Annotated in this window: 21 protein-coding genes; 15 read left to right on the top strand and 6 right to left on the bottom strand. The window is 62.1% G+C overall.

All coding sequences use genetic code 11. The features are described from left to right. Positions 1-71 precede the first annotated feature (71 nt). Both DIE23_RS23135 and DIE23_RS23130 read right to left on the bottom strand, forming a co-directional pair. Positions 72-236, bottom strand: coding sequence for a hypothetical protein (locus DIE23_RS23135; RefSeq protein WP_260436147.1), 165 nt, complete (start codon positions 234-236; stop codon positions 72-74). A 74-nt stretch (positions 237-310) separates the two neighbouring features. After that, positions 311-556, bottom strand: a complete 246-nt coding sequence (locus DIE23_RS23130; protein WP_233634975.1) for a DUF4031 domain-containing protein — start codon at positions 554-556, stop codon at positions 311-313. On the opposite strand from DIE23_RS23130, the gene DIE23_RS40340 reads away from it, so the two are divergent. Further along, entirely contained in the window at positions 479-922 is a 444-nt protein-coding gene (locus DIE23_RS40340) for a hypothetical protein (RefSeq protein ID WP_260436148.1), read from the top strand. The genes DIE23_RS23130 and DIE23_RS40340 overlap by 78 nt on opposite strands. Before the next feature lie 107 nt (positions 923-1029). Here the strand turns inward: DIE23_RS40340 and gyrB are convergent, their stop codons facing one another. From gyrB to dnaA, 3 genes are all read right to left on the bottom strand, one after another. Then, positions 1030-3504, bottom strand: a complete 2475-nt coding sequence (gene gyrB, locus DIE23_RS23125) for a DNA topoisomerase (ATP-hydrolyzing) subunit B (RefSeq protein WP_124614267.1) — start codon at positions 3502-3504, stop codon at positions 1030-1032. A gap of 193 nt (positions 3505-3697) precedes the next feature. After that, complete coding sequence (gene dnaN / locus DIE23_RS23120; protein ID WP_059605245.1) at positions 3698-4804, bottom strand: DNA polymerase III subunit beta; 1107 nt, start codon at positions 4802-4804, stop codon at positions 3698-3700. Positions 4805-4974: 170 nt separating this feature from the next. Beyond that, a complete protein-coding gene (gene dnaA / locus DIE23_RS23115) occupies positions 4975-6552 on the bottom strand; it encodes a chromosomal replication initiator protein DnaA (protein ID WP_221623360.1) in 1578 nt (525 codons plus the stop codon). Between the two features lie 421 nt (positions 6553-6973). Here dnaA and rpmH point away from each other — a divergent pair, with 421 nt between their 5' ends. The 4 genes from rpmH (at position 6974) to yidC (ending at position 9591) form a co-directional block, all read left to right on the top strand. Further along, complete coding sequence (gene rpmH, locus DIE23_RS23110; protein ID WP_004198824.1) at positions 6974-7108, top strand: 50S ribosomal protein L34; 135 nt, start codon at positions 6974-6976, stop codon at positions 7106-7108. A gap of 15 nt (positions 7109-7123) precedes the next feature. Beyond that, positions 7124-7585: a ribonuclease P protein component gene (gene rnpA / locus DIE23_RS23105; protein ID WP_006756936.1), complete on the top strand. Its 462-nt coding sequence runs from the start codon at positions 7124-7126 to the stop codon at positions 7583-7585. A 75-nt stretch (positions 7586-7660) separates the two neighbouring features. Further along, positions 7661-7927, top strand: coding sequence for a membrane protein insertion efficiency factor YidD (yidD, locus tag DIE23_RS23100; protein ID WP_006750110.1), 267 nt, complete (start codon positions 7661-7663; stop codon positions 7925-7927). Positions 7928-7935: 8 nt separating this feature from the next. Next, positions 7936-9591 carry a membrane protein insertase YidC gene (yidC, locus tag DIE23_RS23095; protein ID WP_124614264.1) on the top strand — a complete coding sequence of 552 codons (1656 nt, stop codon included), beginning with the start codon at positions 7936-7938 and terminating at the stop codon, positions 9589-9591. A gap of 129 nt (positions 9592-9720) precedes the next feature. On the opposite strand, the gene DIE23_RS23090 is transcribed toward yidC, so the two are convergent. Then, the gene (locus DIE23_RS23090; protein ID WP_124614263.1) at positions 9721-10158 is read right to left on the bottom strand and encodes a transcriptional regulator; all 438 of its coding nucleotides are present in this window, start codon (positions 10156-10158) and stop codon (positions 9721-9723) included. A gap of 337 nt (positions 10159-10495) precedes the next feature. On the opposite strand from DIE23_RS23090, the gene mnmE reads away from it, so the two are divergent. The 10 genes from mnmE to DIE23_RS23045 all read left to right on the top strand — a co-directional run bounded on the left by mnmE (position 10496) and on the right by DIE23_RS23045 (position 17131). Continuing rightward, positions 10496-11890 carry a tRNA uridine-5-carboxymethylaminomethyl(34) synthesis GTPase MnmE gene (mnmE, locus tag DIE23_RS23085; RefSeq protein ID WP_124614262.1) on the top strand — a complete coding sequence of 465 codons (1395 nt, stop codon included), beginning with the start codon at positions 10496-10498 and terminating at the stop codon, positions 11888-11890. A 167-nt stretch (positions 11891-12057) separates the two neighbouring features. After that, a complete protein-coding gene (locus DIE23_RS23080; protein WP_124614261.1) occupies positions 12058-13293 on the top strand; it encodes a tyrosine-type recombinase/integrase in 1236 nt (411 codons plus the stop codon). A gap of 185 nt (positions 13294-13478) precedes the next feature. After that, on the top strand, positions 13479-13619 hold the full coding sequence (locus DIE23_RS39665) for a hypothetical protein (protein WP_185646520.1): 141 nt from the start codon (positions 13479-13481) through the stop codon (positions 13617-13619). Then, a complete protein-coding gene (locus tag DIE23_RS23075) occupies positions 13616-13894 on the top strand; it encodes a hypothetical protein (RefSeq protein ID WP_124614260.1) in 279 nt (92 codons plus the stop codon). Before DIE23_RS39665 ends, DIE23_RS23075 begins: the two co-directional genes overlap by 4 nt. A 123-nt stretch (positions 13895-14017) precedes the next feature. Further along, positions 14018-14221 carry an AlpA family transcriptional regulator gene (locus DIE23_RS23070; RefSeq protein WP_124614259.1) on the top strand — a complete coding sequence of 68 codons (204 nt, stop codon included), beginning with the start codon at positions 14018-14020 and terminating at the stop codon, positions 14219-14221. Positions 14222-14397: 176 nt separating this feature from the next. Then, complete coding sequence (locus DIE23_RS39905; protein ID WP_221623359.1) at positions 14398-14655, top strand: hypothetical protein; 258 nt, start codon at positions 14398-14400, stop codon at positions 14653-14655. Beyond that, positions 14648-16225 carry a YfjI family protein gene (locus DIE23_RS23060; RefSeq protein WP_124614257.1) on the top strand — a complete coding sequence of 526 codons (1578 nt, stop codon included), beginning with the start codon at positions 14648-14650 and terminating at the stop codon, positions 16223-16225. Before DIE23_RS39905 ends, DIE23_RS23060 begins: the two co-directional genes overlap by 8 nt. Further along, on the top strand, positions 16222-16668 hold the full coding sequence (locus DIE23_RS23055; protein WP_124614256.1) for a hypothetical protein: 447 nt from the start codon (positions 16222-16224) through the stop codon (positions 16666-16668). Before DIE23_RS23060 ends, DIE23_RS23055 begins: the two co-directional genes overlap by 4 nt. Next, positions 16665-16898, top strand: coding sequence for a hypothetical protein (locus tag DIE23_RS23050; protein WP_124614255.1), 234 nt, complete (start codon positions 16665-16667; stop codon positions 16896-16898). Before DIE23_RS23055 ends, DIE23_RS23050 begins: the two co-directional genes overlap by 4 nt. Further along, complete coding sequence (locus DIE23_RS23045) at positions 16895-17131, top strand: hypothetical protein (protein ID WP_221623358.1); 237 nt, start codon at positions 16895-16897, stop codon at positions 17129-17131. Before DIE23_RS23050 ends, DIE23_RS23045 begins: the two co-directional genes overlap by 4 nt. Positions 17132-17240 lie beyond the last annotated feature (109 nt).

The following is a 17240-nucleotide window of genomic DNA, read 5'->3' as shown; positions in this document are numbered from 1 at the left end:
AATAGATGTACTACGCTGTCTCGGGGTGGGTCAGATTTAGATGAAATCGGTGGGTTAAGACTCGGTGGAAATCAACAGCTGAGCCGGGCTCGGGGGTTTTTCAGCAGGAGCAGCGCACCATTAATCTCGGTCGCCGGCCCTTTGGTCGGGTTGATTTCGCCCAAGCCGCGCTTTCGCAGCAGGCGACCGTAGACCTTCCGGAGCAGGTCGTCGATTGTTTCTGCGGTCAGGTACATAGCAAGAACGGCACGCCGAGCGTGGTCTATCGCCAGCGGAACCGCGAAAGTTGAGACGACGCGAAACCCGAAGCTCAGTCAAACAGCCGAAGCTGAGAGTCTGCTCTTGCGAGCGATTCTTGAAGTTCGAGTTTCAATTGGCGACCACGCAAAACGAGCGTGCGTCGGTCGGCCTGCATCGCGCCCCGACTCAGTGCTACGTCCCTGACTTCAACAGTGACGTCGTAATGCGGTAACGACGCTTGAGCCTGAAACCAGCCGCGCTTCAGCCCTATGGACTTCGCGAACCCGTGCAGCTCATCAAGCGAATCGGCAACCAAATGGCACCACTGGCGGCCACGCCACGCTATCCGAGCGTTGTCTACATAGACCGCCAAGGTCTCTCCCTCGCAGAAAGTCTTTTACTTTTACGCCACTACGACGAGGATGATACTCGAAATCATTGTTGCGATGACCGCGGTACATCCGCCATGCATAACTGCGACGGTGCGTTAGCACACGATGGTCATCGCTTCCAGATACCATCAACCTTGGGGTTTACGTTTTCCTTGCATCTGCTCGTTCAGATTCCTGCCAATACGCTAAATGCTATCGCACGTATCCGGATGAAACGCCAACGAGTGATGTTGCAGTGGAAAAAAACGACGGCCACCTCAATGAGGCGGCCGCAGTTATGTGCAGAGTAGCGTTAGGCTAAGCACCAGAAGTCCGAGCTATCGGGACTCAGTCAGTAATACATGTCTCAGTGGATGGTTCCCAAAATCTCACCTTATGGGTCACGCTACAGGCGCCTTCAAACGTCAATATTCCCCGCCCGCAACGCATTTGACTCAATAAACGCCCGCCGCGGCTCGACCTCGTCCCCCATGAGGGTAGTAAAGATCCCATCCGCAGCAATCGCGTCTTCGATCTGCACGCGCAGCAGTCTTCGCACCGCCGGATCCATCGTCGTTTCCCACAGCTGCCCGGGGTTCATCTCCCCCAGCCCCTTATACCGCTGCTTCGAAACGTTCCGCTCGGCATCCGCCAGCAGCCACTTCATCGCGCTCTTGAAGTCGTTCACGGCCATGCTGCGCTCGCCACGCTTGATGACCGCGCCTTCCCCGATGAGCCCCTTGAACGTATTCGCGGTGGTCACGAGCTGCTGATAATCCGCCGTGTGCTGGAATTCCTGGTCGATGACCGAAACCCGCACGTTCCCGTGATGCGTACGTTCGACATGCAGCGACCGCTGTTCGCGAACCGGATCATACGAAGGCACGACACGAACTTCGTTCTTCAAAGCCTCGTCATGCAACGCAGCGTGTAGCGCCTTTGCCGAAGCCTCGGTCGAAGCCTCATTGGAAAGATCGATCTCCACCCCATCCATGACGGCCTCGAGCGCCGCCGGGTCATACAACCGGCTCAACCGCTCGATCACGCTCTTCGACAGCAGATACGACCGCGCCAGCTCGCCAAGCGCATCACCCGAAATCGCCGCCGCATTCTCACCCGGCACCAGTTCTGACCCTTGCAGCGCCAACCGCAGCATGTGCGCGTTGAGCTCCACGTCATCCTTCAGATACCGCTCGTCCTTGCCCGCCTTGATCTTGTAAAGCGGCGGCTGCGCGATATACACATAGCCGCGCTCGATCATGTCCGGCATCTGGCGATAGAGGAACGTGAGCAGCAGCGTCCGGATGTGCGCACCGTCGACGTCCGCGTCGGTCATGATGATGATGCGGTGATAGCGCAGCTTGTCGAGGTTGTAGTCTTCCTTGCCGATCCCGCACCCAAGCGCGGTCACGAGCGTGACGATCTGTTCCGACGACAGCAGCTTGTCGTAGCGCGCCTTCTCGACGTTCAGCACCTTGCCGCGCAGCGGCAGGATCGCCTGGAACTTGCGATCACGACCTTGCTTCGCCGACCCACCTGCCGAGTCGCCCTCGACGATGTAGATTTCGCACTTCGCCGGGTCTTTCTCCTGGCAGTCCGCGAGCTTGCCCGGCAGACCGACGCCGTCGAGCACGCCCTTCCGACGCGTCATCTCACGCGCCTTCCGCGCAGCATCACGCGCACGCGCAGCTTCAACGATCTTCCCGCAGATGATCTTCGCGTCGATCGGCGTTTCCAGCAGAAATTCTTCCAGCGCCTTCGCGACGACTTCTTCAACCGGCGCGCGCACTTCCGACGAAACCAGCTTGTCCTTCGTCTGCGAGCTGAACTTCGGTTCCGGCACCTTCACGGAGAGCACGCACGACAACCCTTCGCGCATGTCGTCGCCGGTCGTCTCGACCTTCGCCTTCTTCGCGATTTCGTTATCGGTGATGTACTTGTTGATGACGCGCGTCATCGCGGCCCGCAGGCCGGTCAGGTGCGTGCCGCCGTCGCGCTGAGGAATGTTGTTCGTGAAGCACAGCACGTTCTCGTTGTAGCTGTCGTTCCACTGCATCGCGACTTCGACGCCCACGCCATCCTTCTCGCCGTTGGCGAAGAACACCGTCGGGTGCAGGTTGGTCTTCGTCTTGTTGATGTACTCGACGAAGCCCTTCACGCCGCCGGCGAACGCGAAATCGTCTTCCTTGCCCGAGCGCAGGTCCGTGAGACGAATCCGCACGCCGTTGTTCAGGAACGAAAGCTCGCGCATCCGCTTCGCGAGGATGTCGTAGTGATACTCGACGGTCCCGAAGATCGTCGGATCAGCCATGAAATGCACTTCGGTGCCGCGGTTCTCGGTATCACCGGTCACCAGCATCGGCGACACTTCCACGCCGTCCACCGTCTCGAGTACGCGATCCTGCGCAACACCGCGATGGAACTCCATGAACCGCTTCTTGCCGTCGCGGCGCACCGTGAGGCGCAGCCAGCTCGACAGCGCGTTCACGCACGACACACCCACGCCGTGCAGACCACCCGACACCTTGTAGCTGTTCTGGTCGAACTTCCCGCCCGCATGCAGTTCCGTCATCACGATTTCAGCCGCGCTACGCTTCGGCTCGTGCTTGTCGTTCATCTTCACGTCGGTCGGAATCCCGCGGCCGTTGTCGGTCACGGAAATCGAGTTGTCGGCGTGAATCGTCACGTGGATGTCGTTGCAGTACCCGGCCAGCGCTTCGTCGATCGAGTTGTCGAGCACCTCGAACACGAGGTGGTGCAGACCGGTGCCGTCCGACGTGTCGCCGATGTACATCCCGGGGCGCTTGCGCACCGCTTCCAGACCTTCAAGGATCTGGATCGACGAGGCGCCGTAGCTGCTGTTATCGGGTTGCGAATTGTGCTGTTCACTCATGGATATCTTCCGGTTCTGCGAGGCCACTCTCGTGGCGGCGCGGTGCGTTTCAGCGAGAGAAATCGCCGGGCCGCTCCAGTTTCCTGGCCCGCCCCAAGCACCGAAAAGGCACCAAAGGGACGGGTTGTCGGTTCGCCATAAAAACGCCAAAGGGGCTTGCCGCCCCCTGGTGTGTGTTGTGATGTCGAGCGCGTCAGATGCGCATCGGCATCACGACATACTTGAACTCGTCGTTCTCGGGCACGGTGATCAGCGCGCTCGAGCTGGCGTCGCCGAGGCTCACCTGCACGGTGTCGACCTTCAGGTTCGCGAGCACGTCGAGCAGATACGTGACGTTGAAGCCGATGTCGACGGTATCGCCCTGGTAAGCGATTTCCAGTTCTTCCTGCGCCTCTTCCTGATCGGCGTTGGTCGACATGATCTTCAGCTGGCCCGGCGCGATGATGCAGCGCACGCCCTTGAACTTGTCCGAGGTCAGGATCGCCGCACGTTGCAGCGAACGCTGCAGCTCTTCACGGCCGATCTCGAACGTGTTCTTGTGCGCCTTCGGGATCACGCGCTGGAAGTCGGGGAACTTGCCCTCGACCAGCTTCGACACGAGCTCGACCTGGCCGAACGTGAACTTGGCCTGGGTTTGCGCGATGTCGATGGTGACGGTGTCGTCGATGTCCTCGAGCAGGCGCTGCAGCTCGAGAATCGTCTTGCGCGGCACGATGACTTCCTGGCGGCCGAACGTGCCGCCCTCGATCTTCATCGACGAGAACGCGAGGCGGTGGCCGTCGGTGGCCACGGCCATCAGCTGGTCGCCGTCGACGACGAGCAGCATGCCGTTCAGGTAGTAGCGGATGTCCTGCTGCGCCATCGCGAAGTGCACCATGCCGAGCAGCTGGCGGAACGACTTCTGCGGGACGGTCAGGGTCGCACCGAAATCCTTCGCCTGCGCGACGGTCGGGAACTCGTCGGCCGCGAGCGTCTGCAGTGCAAAGCGGCTCTTGCCGGACTGGACGGTGAGGCGCTTGTCGGCGAGCGACAGCGTGACCTGGCCGTCAGGCATCGCGCGCAGGATGTCGAGCAGCTTGCGGGCCGCGACGGTGGTGGCCACCTGGTCGCCGCCGACGCCGAAATCGGCGCGCGTGGTGATCTGCAGCTCCAGGTCGGTCGACAGGAACGAAACGTCCGGGCCGTTCTTGGTGATCAGCAGGTTGGCGAGGATCGGCAACGTATGGCGGCGTTCGACGATGCCGCTGACCGTTTGCAGCGGCCTGAGGAGGGTGTCTCGTTCGGTCTTGACCAGTTGCATAGAGTTCCTTCGTTGAGTAACGGCCTGCAGCGCAGCAGCCTCGCAGCGCCCCGCCGGCCGGGCTCTTGGCCCGCCACCACCGGGGCGGTCAAACCAGTATTGTGCCTCAAAACCGAACCGCCCCCCTTAAATTGGGGCGGAGGCCGAATTATCAAGCGCGCCCCGCGCGCTCAGCCCTTCAGCGTCTGTTCCAGCACGTGCAGCTCGTGGTTGAGCTGCGCGTCCTTGCTGCGCTCGTCGGCGATCTTGCGCACGGCGTGCAGCACGGTGGTGTGATCGCGCCCGCCGAACAGCTCGCCAATCTCGGGCAGGCTCTTCTGCGTGAGTTCCTTCGCCAGGTACATCGCAATCTGCCGCGGCCGCGCGATGTTCGCGGGACGCTTCTTCGAATACATGTCGGCGACCTTGATGTTGTAGAAGTCGGCGACGGTCTTCTGGATGTTCTCGACCGAAATCTGCCGGTTCTGCACGGTCAGCAGGTCCTTCAGCGCTTCCTTGGTCAGCTCGATCGAGATCTCGCGGCCGTGGAACTTCGAATACGCGAGGATCTTGCGCAGCGCGCCTTCGAGTTCGCGCACGTTCGAGCGCAGGTGCTTCGCGACGAAGAACGCGACGTCTTCCGACAGGTTCACGCCTTCGGACTGCGCCTTGCGCATCAGGATCGCGACGCGCATCTCGAGCTCGGGCGGCTCGATCGCGACGGTGAGGCCGGAGTCGAAGCGCGAGATCAGGCGATCGTCGATGCCCGAGATCTCCTTCGGATACGTGTCGCTGGTGATGATCACCTGCGCCTTGTTCGCGACCAGCGCCTCGAACGCGTAGAAGAATTCCTCTTGCGTGCGCGACTTGCCGGAGAAGAACTGGATATCGTCGATCAGCAGCAGGTCGAGCGAGTGGTAGTAGCGCTTGAAGTCGTCGAACGCCTTGCGCTGGTACGCCTTCACCACGTCGGACACGTATTGTTCGGCGTGGATGTAGCGGATTCGCGCGCCGGCCTTGTCGAGCAGCAGCTGGTTGCCGATCGCGTGGATCAGGTGGGTCTTGCCGAGGCCGACGCCGCCGTACAGGAACAGCGGGTTGTACGAGATGCCGGGGTTGTCCGCGACCTGGATCGCGGCGGCGCGCGCGAGCTGGTTGGCCTTACCGGTCACGAAGTTGTCGAACGTGAGCACGGGGTTCAGCTTCGAGCGTTCGTACATCGAATCGGCTTCGCCGCCGTTCGCGGGCGCGGCACCGGGGCCCGGACGCCACGTGCGCCGGCCGGCCGCCGCTTCGTGCGCGGGCAGGCTCGGCAGGTCGATGTCGGCGTCGTCGGCGTTCAGGTGGTGCGCGGCGGCCGCCGACGGCGTCATCGGCACGTCGGCCGGTGCGCTCGGCGCGGCCGCGGCCGCGGCATGCGCGGTCAGGTTGGCGGCGATCGCGGCGACCGTCGCGGCGGGGCCGCTCGGGGCCAGCGGCGCGCGCGGGGTGGCCGGCGCGGCGGCTGCGCTGCGCATGCCGGCCTTCGGATCGAGGACGAACTGGACTTCGATCGGCGCATTCCAGAAATCTCGGGCCAGATCGGAGATGCGGCCCGAAAACTGGCTCTTGACCCAGTCCAGCTTGAAGCGGTTCGGCGCGGCGATGGACAGCGTGTTCGCCGATGCATCGAAGGCCACCGGGGCCAAGGGTTTGATCCACGTCACGTACTGCTGGGGCGTCAGCTCGCGCTCCAGCAGTGCGGAACAGTGTTGCCAGAAATCGTTCATCAAGTAACTGTCGTTTTTTGCGTGCACAGCGCGGCTCGCCGGCGCCCTTGTCGCGGTTGCGCAACAAGGCCCGAAGCGGTCGTGCGAGCGTGCCTCGGACGCCTGCGTCACAGTCTTGGAGAGGCAGGCGAGCGCCGAAGCGGCGTGCGGGATTCTTGGAGATAAGGCGAGATTCTAACGCCAAACGCGGCCACAGCGGGACTTATCCACAGGCTGTGATTGTGGGGCGCGGGGCCGGATCGGCCGGGGGCGGCACAGGCGGACGACTCGTAAAGTATTGACCGTCAAGAGAAAAACGGTTTAAATAGCGGGTTCCGCGAAAACCAATCCTGTATTCCCGGCGATTGCGTTCGCCCGAATGCCTCCGGTTAAGGGCACGCGGTCCCCTGAATTTCGACATTCTCGAACAAGTGAGAACATCATGAAACGTACTTACCAACCGTCCGTGACGCGCCGCAAGCGCACCCATGGCTTCCGTGTCCGCATGAAGACGGCAGGTGGCCGCAAGGTCATCAACGCTCGCCGCGCGAAGGGCCGCAAGCGCCTCGCCATCTAAGGCAGGTTGCGCGCTGTGTCCGCCGTCCGCAGTCCTGCGGAAGGTACCGTCGAGCCGGGTGCGAATCCGTCGCAGACGAAAGCCGCCTTCCCGAAAGCTGCGCGACTTCTGAAAACGGATGAATTTTCATCCGTTTTTCGTTTGCGCCCCTGGCGGCGCTCCGCGCACTTCGTGATCTACGGCAAGCCGACCGGCCAGCCTGCCCGTCTGGGGCTCGTCGTCGGCAAGAAGTATGCGCCGCGTGCGGTAACACGTAACCTCGTGAAGCGGCTGGCGCGCGACGCGTTTCGCTTGCGCCGGGCCGAATTCGCCGGTTACGACCTGCTGCTGCGGCAGCACACGCGCTTCGACAAGAAAGCGCTGCCGAGCGCGGCTTCCGCCCCGCTCGCGGCGATGTGCGCGGCCGAAATCCGCGAACTGCTCGACAGGGCAGTCCGGGAGATCGCCCGCCGGGCGTCGAAGCCCGCGTCCGAGTGACGCATCCGTGTCCGGTGCGGCGTTCGCGCCTGCCCGGCCGGTTTTGACGCGGCGTCGAACGGCGCCGCCCAAGGTATGGAAACGGTATTGATCGCCTTGCTGCGCTTCTACAAGGTTGCCGTGAGCCCGATGCTCGGCAACCGTTGCCGTTTTTATCCTTCCTGTTCGGATTACGCGCGCGAGGCAATCCAGTATCATGGCGCCGCGCGCGGCACGTATCTCGCCGTCAGGCGCGTGTGCCGATGCCATCCGTTTTCCGCGGGCGGCATCGACCTCGTCCCGCCGCCCAACTCCGACACTCGCGCTCGCGGCGAAGCCGACGCGCGGTCCCATCGACTCTGAGACAACGCATGGATATCAAACGCACCGTCCTATGGGTGATCTTCTTCATGTCAGCTGTCATGCTGTACGACAACTGGCAGCGGTCCCATGGACGCCCGTCGATGTTCTTTCCCAGCGCCACGCAGACGGCCCCCGCGGCTGCCGGCGGTGCATCGGGCACGGGCGCGACGACGACCGCAGGTGAAGTGCCTGCCGCCGCTGCAGGCGCCGCACCGTCGACGACGGCACCGGCCGCGCAGGCGCAGCTCGTGAAATTCTCGACCGACGTGTACGACGGCGAAATCGACACGCGCGGCGGCACGCTCGCGAAGCTGACGCTGAAGAAGCAGGGCGACGGCAAGCAGCCCGACCTGTACATCACGCTGTTCGACCACACGGCCGGCCACACGTACCTCGCGCGCTCGGGCCTGCTCGGCGGCGACTTCCCGAACCACAACGACGTCTACACGCAGCTGAACCCCGGTTCGACGTCGCTGACGGGCGACCAGAACGCGCTGAAGCTGTCGTTCGAATCGCCGGTGAAGGGCGGCGTGAAGGTCGTGAAGACCTACACGTTCACGCGCGGCAGCTACGTGATCGGCGTCGACACCAAGATCGACAACGTCGGCACGGCCCCGGTCACGCCGACGGTCTACATGGAACTGGTGCGCGACAACACGGCCGTCGAAACGCCGATGTTCTCGCATACGTTCCTCGGGCCGGCGGTCTACACGGACGCGAAGCACTTCCAGAAGATCAACTTCAGCGACCTCGACAAGAACAAGGCCGACTACGTGACTTCCGCCGACAATGGCTGGGTCGCGATGGTGCAGCACTACTTCGCGTCGGCCTGGATTCCGCAGTCGGGCGTGAAGCGCGACATCTACGCTGAAAAGATCGATCCGACGCTGTATCGCGTCGGCGTGAAGCAGCCGGTCGCCGCGATCGCGCCGGGCCAGTCGGCCGACGTGCAGGCACGCCTGTTCGCCGGTCCGGAAGAAGAGCGCATGCTCGAAGGCATCGCGCCGGGCCTGGAACTCGTGAAGGACTATGGCTGGGTGACGATCATCGCGAAGCCGCTGTTCTGGCTGCTCGAGAAGATCCACGGCTTCGTCGGTAACTGGGGCTGGGCGATCGTGCTGCTGACGGTCCTGATCAAGGCCGTGTTCTTCCCGCTGTCGGCTGCGAGCTACAAGTCGATGGCGCGTATGAAGGAAATCACGCCGCGCATGCAGGCGCTGCGCGAACGCTTCAAGAGCGATCCGCAGAAGATGAACGCCGCGCTGATGGAGCTGTACAAGACCGAGAAGGTCAATCCGTTCGGCGGCTGCCTGCCGGTCGTGATCCAGATCCCGGTGTTCATCTCGCTGTACTGGGTGCTGCTCGCATCGGTCGAAATGCGCGGCGCGCCGTGGATTCTGTGGATTCACGACCTGTCGCAGCGCGATCCGTTCTTCATCCTGCCGGTGCTGATGGCCGTCTCGATGTTCGTGCAGACGAGCCTGAACCCGACGCCGCCGGACCCGGTCCAGGCGAAGATGATGAAGTTCATGCCGATCGCGTTCTCGGTGATGTTCTTCTTCTTCCCGGCCGGTCTGGTGCTGTACTACGTCGTGAACAACGTGCTGTCGATCGCGCAGCAGTACTACATCACGCGCAAGCTCGGCGGGGGCAAGAAGGCCTGACGCCCGTGGCGCATGCGGGCGGCCAGCCGCCCGCGATGTACGTAGAAAAGCCGCATGGTGCGAACCATGCGGTTTTTTTGTTTCCGGCGGGTGGGTGCGGCGGCCCGTGTGGTGGTTGACCGCTGCCGTTCAGGCCTTCTTCGCTTCGATTTTCGCGTCGCTGCCGTAGAACTGCTCGATCAGTTCCTGAACGAGGTAACGCTGATGCGGCGGCAACGCCTCGATCTTCGACGCGAGTTCGATCGTCTCGGGCGTCGGCGGATAGCGCTCGTCGCGTGGCAGCGGTTGCGGCGTCGTATGTTCGGTCACGCTCGGCGACGGGCCGTAATGCAGCCAATGCAGTTCGACGCGCAACCAGTCGGCGAGCGTTTCGAGCTTGTCCGACGTCGGAATCGTGCGGCCCGTCAGCCATTTGTGCGCGGTTTGCGGCGAAACCGGCTGCGCACCGCGGTGACGCAGGTTGAACCGGTTCGCGAGCTCCGTCGCGCCGGTGACCTTGTCCGGGCTGCGCCGCAAGGCGAATTTCAGGCGTTCCGAGAACGCTGCTTTTTCTTCGGGTGTCGGCATGGGAGTGATTGTGCAATTCGACCGACGCGTCTCAGACAACCATGTAAGATAAACGTAGCTTATTCGGATGAATCCCAACCTGCCGTGGACCGTGCGGCGGAATTGGGGGCCCCAGTGTCGGGCCACTCCGATAGGCATACTCGTCCGAAATGGACAGTATGCGGTTGCCCGAGATTTGTACTCGACTTATCTCCATCGGGATAAATTCGGGCGAGTTCGAAGCTGATCGGGCGTCCGGTGGCGTGCGGGCCGGCACGCTACAATGCCGGCGTCCCGTGCTCGAACTGTTGCGCGGGCGCACCATTGACTCTTTGTTGACCCGATTCATCCGATTCCCATGCTCGCTACCGATTCCGATCCGATCGTCGCTATTGCCACTGCTGCCGGCCGGGGTGGCATCGGCGTCGTCCGCGTGTCGTTCGGGCGCGGCGGCGAGGCGGCCGCGCTGCCGCTGATCGATGCGTTGTGCGGGCAGCGGCTCGCGCCGCGCCACGCGAGCTACGTGCCGTTCCTGGACGAGCACGGCGCGCCGCTCGATCGCGGGATCGCGTTGTATTTCCCCGCGCCGCATTCGTACACCGGCGAGCACGTGCTGGAACTGCAGGGGCACGGCGGGCCGATCGTGATGCAGCTGTTGCTGCAGCGCTGCCTGGATGCAGGGCGTGGTTTCGGGCTGCGGCTCGCGGAGCCGGGCGAGTTCACGCGGCGCGCGTTCCTGAACGACAAGCTCGACCTCGCGCAGGCCGAGGCCGTCGCCGACCTGATCGAGGCGAGCACCGAGGCGGCGGCGCGCTCGGCCGGGCGCTCGCTCGACGGTGCGTTCTCGCGGCAGATCCACGCGCTCGTCGAAGACGTGATCACGCTGCGGATGCTGGTCGAGGCAACGCTCGATTTCCCGGAAGAGGAAATCGACTTCCTGGAAGCGGCGGATGCGCGCGGCAAGCTCGCGAAGATCCGCGAGCAACTGGCGCACGTGCTCGGCGACGCGCGGCAGGGCGCGTTGCTGCGCGAGGGGCTGTCGGTCGTGCTGGCGGGGCAGCCGAACGTCGGCAAGTCGTCGCTGCTGAATGCGCTCGCCGGCGCGGAGCTGGCGATCGTCACGCCGATCGCCGGCACGACGCGCGACAAGGTCGCGCAGACGATCCAGGTCGAAGGGATCCCGCTGCACATCATCGATACGGCTGGGCTGCGCGAGACGGAAGACGAAGTCGAGCGGATCGGGATTGCGCGCACGTGGAGCGAGATCGAGCGCGCGGACGTCGTGCTGCACCTGCTCGATTCGCGCACGGGGATGACGGCGGACGATGGGACGATCGCGGCGCGGTTCCCGGCCGGCGTGCCGGTGGTGCGCGTGCTGAACAAGACGGACCTCACCGGCGTGACGGCGTGCGTCGAGCATCCGGCGGCCGAAGGCGACCTGACCGAGGTGCATCTGTCGGCGAAGCGCGGTGACGGGATCGACATGCTGCGCGCGGAGCTGCTGCGGATCGCGGGGTGGCAGGCGGGCGCCGAAGGCGTCTATCTGGCGCGCGAGCGGCATCTGATCGCGCTGCGGGCTGCGCAGGAACACCTGGCGCAGGCGGCCGATCATGCGGAGCAGCGCGCGCAATCGCTCGATCTGTTTGCGGAGGAGCTGCGGCTCGCGCAGGAGCAGCTCAATGCGATTACCGGGGAGTTCACTTCGGATGATCTGCTGGGAGTGATTTTCAGCAGGTTTTGTATCGGAAAATAACCAGTCACCCAAGGTTGTCCAAGGTCGTCTACCGTTCCCGCTAAAACCCTTGTGGATGCTAGGCTTGATCGCCTAGCGTTGCCCAAGGTTGTTTATTGACATCCACCCTTTGATGGTACACATTTAGGTACACAAGGACGTTGTGTCCCAATCGATGTGTACCAACCATGCCGAAAACCGTCGTTCCGCTGAATGACACCCGCATCAAGGCGCTGAAGCCGAAGGCGGCGCGCTATCGTATCTCGGACGGTGGCGGCCTCGTGCTGGAAGTCATGACGTCGGGTTCGAAGGTCTGGCGCTACCGGTACACACTGCACGGCGAACGACAGCCGATGGTGACGATTGGGGACTACCCCGCGATCACTTTGCAGGATGCTCGCGAGAAGGCACGCCGATACGCCGAGGTCGTCGCCAAAGGCGTTTCCCCTATCGCTGATGCCAAGAAGGATCGGGGCGCCGTGAAGCGCTTCGATACGGTTCGGGAATTCGGCGACGATTGGTACACAACCCAGATCGCGTCGATGTCGGTCGAATACGCTCGGACGATCAAGCGCGCGCTTGAGAAGGACATCTATCCCGCGATCGGCAACAAGCCGCTGCCGGACGTGACGCCTGGCGATGTGCTGGCGATCTGCGACCGCATCAAGGCCCGCGGTGCGCCCAAGATGGCGCTCTCGACCCGAAACGTCATCAAACGACTGTTCGAGTATGCGATTGCCCGGCAGCTCGCGACCACAAACCCGGCACACGCAGTAGTCGCGCGTTTCGTCGCCACTCAGGACAGCCGCACGCGCGTCCTCTCTCCCGATGAAATTGGAACAGTCCTGCGTGCTGTTTACGCATCAGATATTCGCCGCGCGTTGCAGCTTGCGCTTCACTTGCTGATTCTCACGATGGTGCGCAAGTCTGAACTGGTTGAGGCACGGTGGTCAGAATTCGATCTCGACGCCGGCATCTGGCGCATTCCAGCCGACCGGATGAAAAAGGACAAGGAGCATTGGGTCTACCTCTCCTCGCAGGCGGTCGCGATGTTTCGCGAGTTGTACGGGCAGACCGGCAACCACGAACATGTATTTCCGTCGACGCGCGGTCGTGGTGACAAGCCGATCGCCAAGAGCACGCTCAATCAGGCGGTGCGAGCCTTGAGCCTGGACGTTCAGCACTTCGTCTTGCACGACTTTCGCCGCACTGCGTCAACGCACCTGCACGAAATGGGTATGTCGTCAGACGCGATCGAAAAGGCGTTGGCGCATTCGATCAAGGGCATCAAAGGCGTCTATAACCGCGCTGAGTACGCCGATGAGCGCCGCAAGATCCTTCAACTGTGGGCCGATTTCGTGGATACAAAGATTGAGCGCGGCCGGAGGGTTGTTGTCGGAACTTTTGGCCAGACGGCGGCATAAGTTCTCATGCGGTCTGACAGTATCTATTACGACGCGGCGGCGGTAGGTGTGGGAGCACCAACCGCCGCCTGACCAAAAAGCGACCTGCAAGGAGGCTCGCGTCATGGCTAGTTGCGATTCTAAGGACTGCACTCCGTGGGGTACAAATGTCGATGATGAGGCGCGAGCACTTGAGGCAATGAGGAATGTTCGTCAAGCAGGTGGTCAAGCGTGGAACGGCCCGCGGCCTGCCGGTGCGTGGATCGTGCGCCGCGAATACGAGGCCCGAACGCGGCACGGTCGGCCGCAATACCGTGAAAGGAAGCGTCGCGGCAGATGGTCGATGAGATCGCTTACCGAGCAATACCTGGACGATGAATTTCGGAAGTATCGCGCCGCATATCATCGGGTATTGGGGCAGGCCCGCGCATCAGCGGCCGGTGTTGCCGCGAGGCGCGCAACGGCTGCGACGCTTGAAGAGGACATCGTCGCAACGTTCGTCAGTTTGGGAGCGGGGAAGCGGCCGATGCCTGTTCGTAACCGCACGGGTGTAATTGCCCGGCGCACCGGCAAGACCAAGAAACACGTTCTCTATGTGCTGAGAACGCGTGGTCTGAGATAGCGTCGCTCAACAAAATCCACCTGACCGGAAACAGAAATTCCGCAGCGACGGCGCGCTTCATATGCTGTCCGACATGACCGCAACACGTGCGGTTAGACAACTTCAAATTTTCTTGGAGTCGCCATGTCGGACCACGTCTCGGATACCTACCTGCGTCCTGCTGCCGCCGCGAAAAAACTCGGTATCGGTGTCAGCACCCTGTGGCTTCGGATCAAGCATGATCCGACCTTCCCTCGTGCAATCAAGTTGTCTGCACGAACTACCGTGCTCAGCGAACGTGAGCTTGACGCATATGTCGAGCAGTGTGCAAACAAGCCGTGGGGCTGACCATGAGTGCACATGTTCTCTTGTCGCGCCTCGTGTCCGTGAGGTGCACCGGCCGGTGTCGCTGGCAAGCGCGCTGCCCCGCCCATAATGATCACGGTCCTTCACTCGCGGTACGAGAACTGGATGACGGTCGTCTGCTGGTGCACTGCTTCGCGGGTTGCCACATAAACGCCGTCATGGATGCGGTCGGGCTGACCGTGTCTGATCTGTTTCCCGTGCCGATCGGCGGACCAATCGGCCTGAAACCCGAACGGCATCCCTTTCCGGCGACGGACGTATTGGCATGTATCCGATTCGAGGCGCTCGTGGTGGTGACCGCCGGTGTGGCGCTGCTCGACGGTCACCCGTTCACTGTCGATGACCGCGCGAGGCTTATTCTGGCCGTGAAGCGCATCAACGCGGCGCTTGACGCAGCAGGAGTGTCCCATGAATGATGCCGCAATCGTGCGAGGGCAATCGTTCTTGGACGAACTCGCCGTGGTCAGCAAACAGTCCGCCGGTTGTGCGCCGTGGCCGGATCATCCCGAGCCCCTGCCGAATGCGTTGTTGCCGGTAGAACCGTTCGACTACGAGCTCGTGCCCGAGACGCTGCGCCCGTGGGTGTGTGATGTGGTCGAGCGCATTCAATGCCCGCCTGATTTTGTTGGCGTTACGGTTATGGCGGCGCTCGGTATTGTGATCGGGCGGCGTATCGGTGTTCGCCCGAAACGTCGTGACGACTGGACCGAATATGGTAACCAATGGGCCTGCCTGATTGGTCGACCAGGTGTCCTCAAGAGTCCCGCAATGTCGGCCGCACTTGCACCCCTACATTACTTGGAAGATATTGCTTCGCGTCGCTACGTCGCTGAGAAGGCCGATTATGATGCAGTCGCACAGATTCACGCGATGCGGCTCGACGCGCAGAAAAAGAGCATTGCAAGACGGCTTGCGGAGAATCCGACTGCAAGTATCAATTTTGAATCGATCGTGGAACCCGAAGCCCCGGGTATGCGGCGCTATCTGGTCAACGATACGACGTGTGAAGCGCTGCTCGAAATCTGTCGTGAGAATCCGAATGGCATCGGGGCCTATCGTGACGAGTTGGTGTCCCTGTTGCAATCTCTTGAACGGGACGGACAGGAAGGTTCACGCGGCTTCTATCTGACCGGGTGGAACGGCAACCAACCATATGTTGCTGACCGAATCGGCCGTGGCCGTAACCTGCGCGCGGAGGCTGTTTGCCTGTCCGTGCTCGGTTCGACGCAACCGGGGCGAATTGCGGGATATATCCGTGCTGCGACACAAGGTGGTGCCGCCGACGACGGATTGATTCAACGCTTTGGCCTGCTGGTGTATCCAGATGTCGCAGGCGAATGGCGCAACGTCGATCGAATTCCTGACAGTGACGCGCAGCGAAAAGCATTTGCGGTATTCGCAAGGCTTGATGCTGCTGATCCGCTGAGCGACTGGGGAGCGGAAACCGTCACCGGACACGACAATCAACCAAATTTCGGACAGCCGCCTTTCCTTCGACTCGACGAGGCGGCGGCCGAGCACTTTCTTGAATGGCGAATTGCTTACGAGAGCGATCTGCGCAGCGGACATCTGCACCCGGCTGTCGAATCCCATCTCGCGAAGTACCGGAAGCTTGTCCCCAGTCTGGCGCTGCTCTGTCATCTTGCGGACGACGGCAAGGGGGCAATAAGTGATTCCGCTATGCTGCGTGCGCTGGCTTGGGCACATTACCTTCGATCGCATGCCGAACGTGCTTATGCCCTGGGAACCGGTGATGACCTTGACAGTGCAAAGGCGCTGCTCAGGCGGATACGTCATGGTGAGGTGGCTGACCGGTTCACGGCACGCGACATTTATCGTCACCATTGGTCGATGTTGCAAACACCGGAAGATGTTGGCAACGCGCTTAACGTGCTCGGCGAGTATGGCTGGGTTCGCGGTGTCTCGGTAGCAACAGACGGGCGCACGAAAACGGTGTTCGAAATGCACCCGGATGCGCGAACATGAATCCGTATCTCGAACGCCTGAAATTGAAAAAGGGCGTACACGCCTCGGTGCCAGAAGTGCCAGAAGGACCTTATGGCACTTCCGGTACTTCCTTGACTGACGCTCTTTCTGATCGCGACTCCGGTGTCGGCTGGCCCCGTGACGAAGAGAGCGGAGCATCGTTTTGCCCTTGGGGGCCGTGCATCACGCTGGAGATGCTAGCGGAGTGGCGGTGCGAACTGCGCATGCTGGTCGCGGAGTTAGCTGCGATCGACAGATGGTCAGCAGAGTACCGCGCCTACATCTTCTACCTGGTTGAGCACCAGCCTTCGCTCTCGACCGTGCGCGACGATCTCACGTGGTTTCGCGACAGGCTGAACGTCGTGCGCAGCCGCGCCGCGCAGGACGTTCAGCAGCAACCACCGCCGGTAATACCACGCTCGGGTACCGGGGGGGTGCCATGACAATCAAGACTCGTATCGAGCGACTTGAGGAGGCGCTCGCTGTTCAGTCCGTCGAGACGAACGTTACCTACTGCGTGCTGATCTACGATCCTAGCAACCCGCCGGACTTCGACGTGGTTGCGCGAGAACGCGACCTGACTTACGTCGTCTGGTTGCCAGATAACGGCCGTCGCGACCGTGAAAAAAGGGAGGTGCTATGCGGCGAAAATTCACAAACGCCTACCCGGTGAGCGAGGCGACGACTGAACTCGTCGTTTTGCCTGCCCCCCGCGTCAACTTGCACAACCTCGACGCTGTGCGCCGGGAAATGGCGAAAGTCTACCGCGACATGCGGACGAACCGGATCGACAGCCAGGACGGCGCGCGCTTCGTCTTCGCGCTGTCGCAGATCGCGAAGATGTTCGAAATGTGCGATCTCGAACAGCGCATCAGTTCCTTGGAACGGCAAACCAATGTGTCGTGAATTGGTCCGCGTGGCCGCCATGTGGACCCCGTTTCAATTTTGCAACCGGAAGTGCGGTCGGGACGTCTTCGAGTGAGCCACGGTCCTACTTGATGGCGCTAGCCGTTCG

This window comes from Burkholderia sp. Bp9143 (genome assembly GCF_003853645.1).
GTDB lineage: Bacteria > Pseudomonadota > Gammaproteobacteria > Burkholderiales > Burkholderiaceae > Burkholderia.
Note: the sequence above shows the minus strand (reverse complement) of the source record. Positions and strands in the feature narration are given on the sequence as shown.

Bases quoted from the DNA above. Each gene is read 5' to 3' on its own strand.
- DIE23_RS23135 (WP_260436147.1), bottom strand. From the start codon at position 236: ATGTACCTGACCGCAGAAACAATCGACGACCTGCTCCGGAAGGTCTAC.
- gyrB (WP_124614267.1), bottom strand. From the start codon at position 3,504: ATGAGTGAACAGCACAATTCGCAACCCGATAACAGCAGCTACGGCGCC.
- dnaN (WP_059605245.1), bottom strand. From the start codon at position 4,804: ATGCAACTGGTCAAGACCGAACGAGACACCCTCCTCAGGCCGCTGCAA.
- dnaA (WP_221623360.1), bottom strand. From the start codon at position 6,552: ATGAACGATTTCTGGCAACACTGTTCCGCACTGCTGGAGCGCGAGCTG.
- rpmH (WP_004198824.1), top strand. From the start codon at position 6,974: ATGAAACGTACTTACCAACCGTCCGTGACGCGCCGCAAGCGCACCCAT.
- yidD (WP_006750110.1), top strand. From the start codon at position 7,661: ATGGAAACGGTATTGATCGCCTTGCTGCGCTTCTACAAGGTTGCCGTG.
- yidC (WP_124614264.1), top strand. From the start codon at position 7,936: ATGGATATCAAACGCACCGTCCTATGGGTGATCTTCTTCATGTCAGCT.
- DIE23_RS23090 (WP_124614263.1), bottom strand. From the start codon at position 10,158: ATGCCGACACCCGAAGAAAAAGCAGCGTTCTCGGAACGCCTGAAATTC.
- mnmE (WP_124614262.1), top strand. From the start codon at position 10,496: ATGCTCGCTACCGATTCCGATCCGATCGTCGCTATTGCCACTGCTGCC.
- DIE23_RS23080 (WP_124614261.1), top strand. From the start codon at position 12,058: ATGCCGAAAACCGTCGTTCCGCTGAATGACACCCGCATCAAGGCGCTG.
- DIE23_RS39665 (WP_185646520.1), top strand. From the start codon at position 13,479: ATGTTCGTCAAGCAGGTGGTCAAGCGTGGAACGGCCCGCGGCCTGCCG.
- DIE23_RS23075 (WP_124614260.1), top strand. From the start codon at position 13,616: ATGAGATCGCTTACCGAGCAATACCTGGACGATGAATTTCGGAAGTAT.
- DIE23_RS23070 (WP_124614259.1), top strand. From the start codon at position 14,018: ATGTCGGACCACGTCTCGGATACCTACCTGCGTCCTGCTGCCGCCGCG.
- DIE23_RS39905 (WP_221623359.1), top strand. From the start codon at position 14,398: ATGGATGCGGTCGGGCTGACCGTGTCTGATCTGTTTCCCGTGCCGATC.
- DIE23_RS23060 (WP_124614257.1), top strand. From the start codon at position 14,648: ATGAATGATGCCGCAATCGTGCGAGGGCAATCGTTCTTGGACGAACTC.
- DIE23_RS23055 (WP_124614256.1), top strand. From the start codon at position 16,222: ATGAATCCGTATCTCGAACGCCTGAAATTGAAAAAGGGCGTACACGCC.
- DIE23_RS23050 (WP_124614255.1), top strand. From the start codon at position 16,665: ATGACAATCAAGACTCGTATCGAGCGACTTGAGGAGGCGCTCGCTGTT.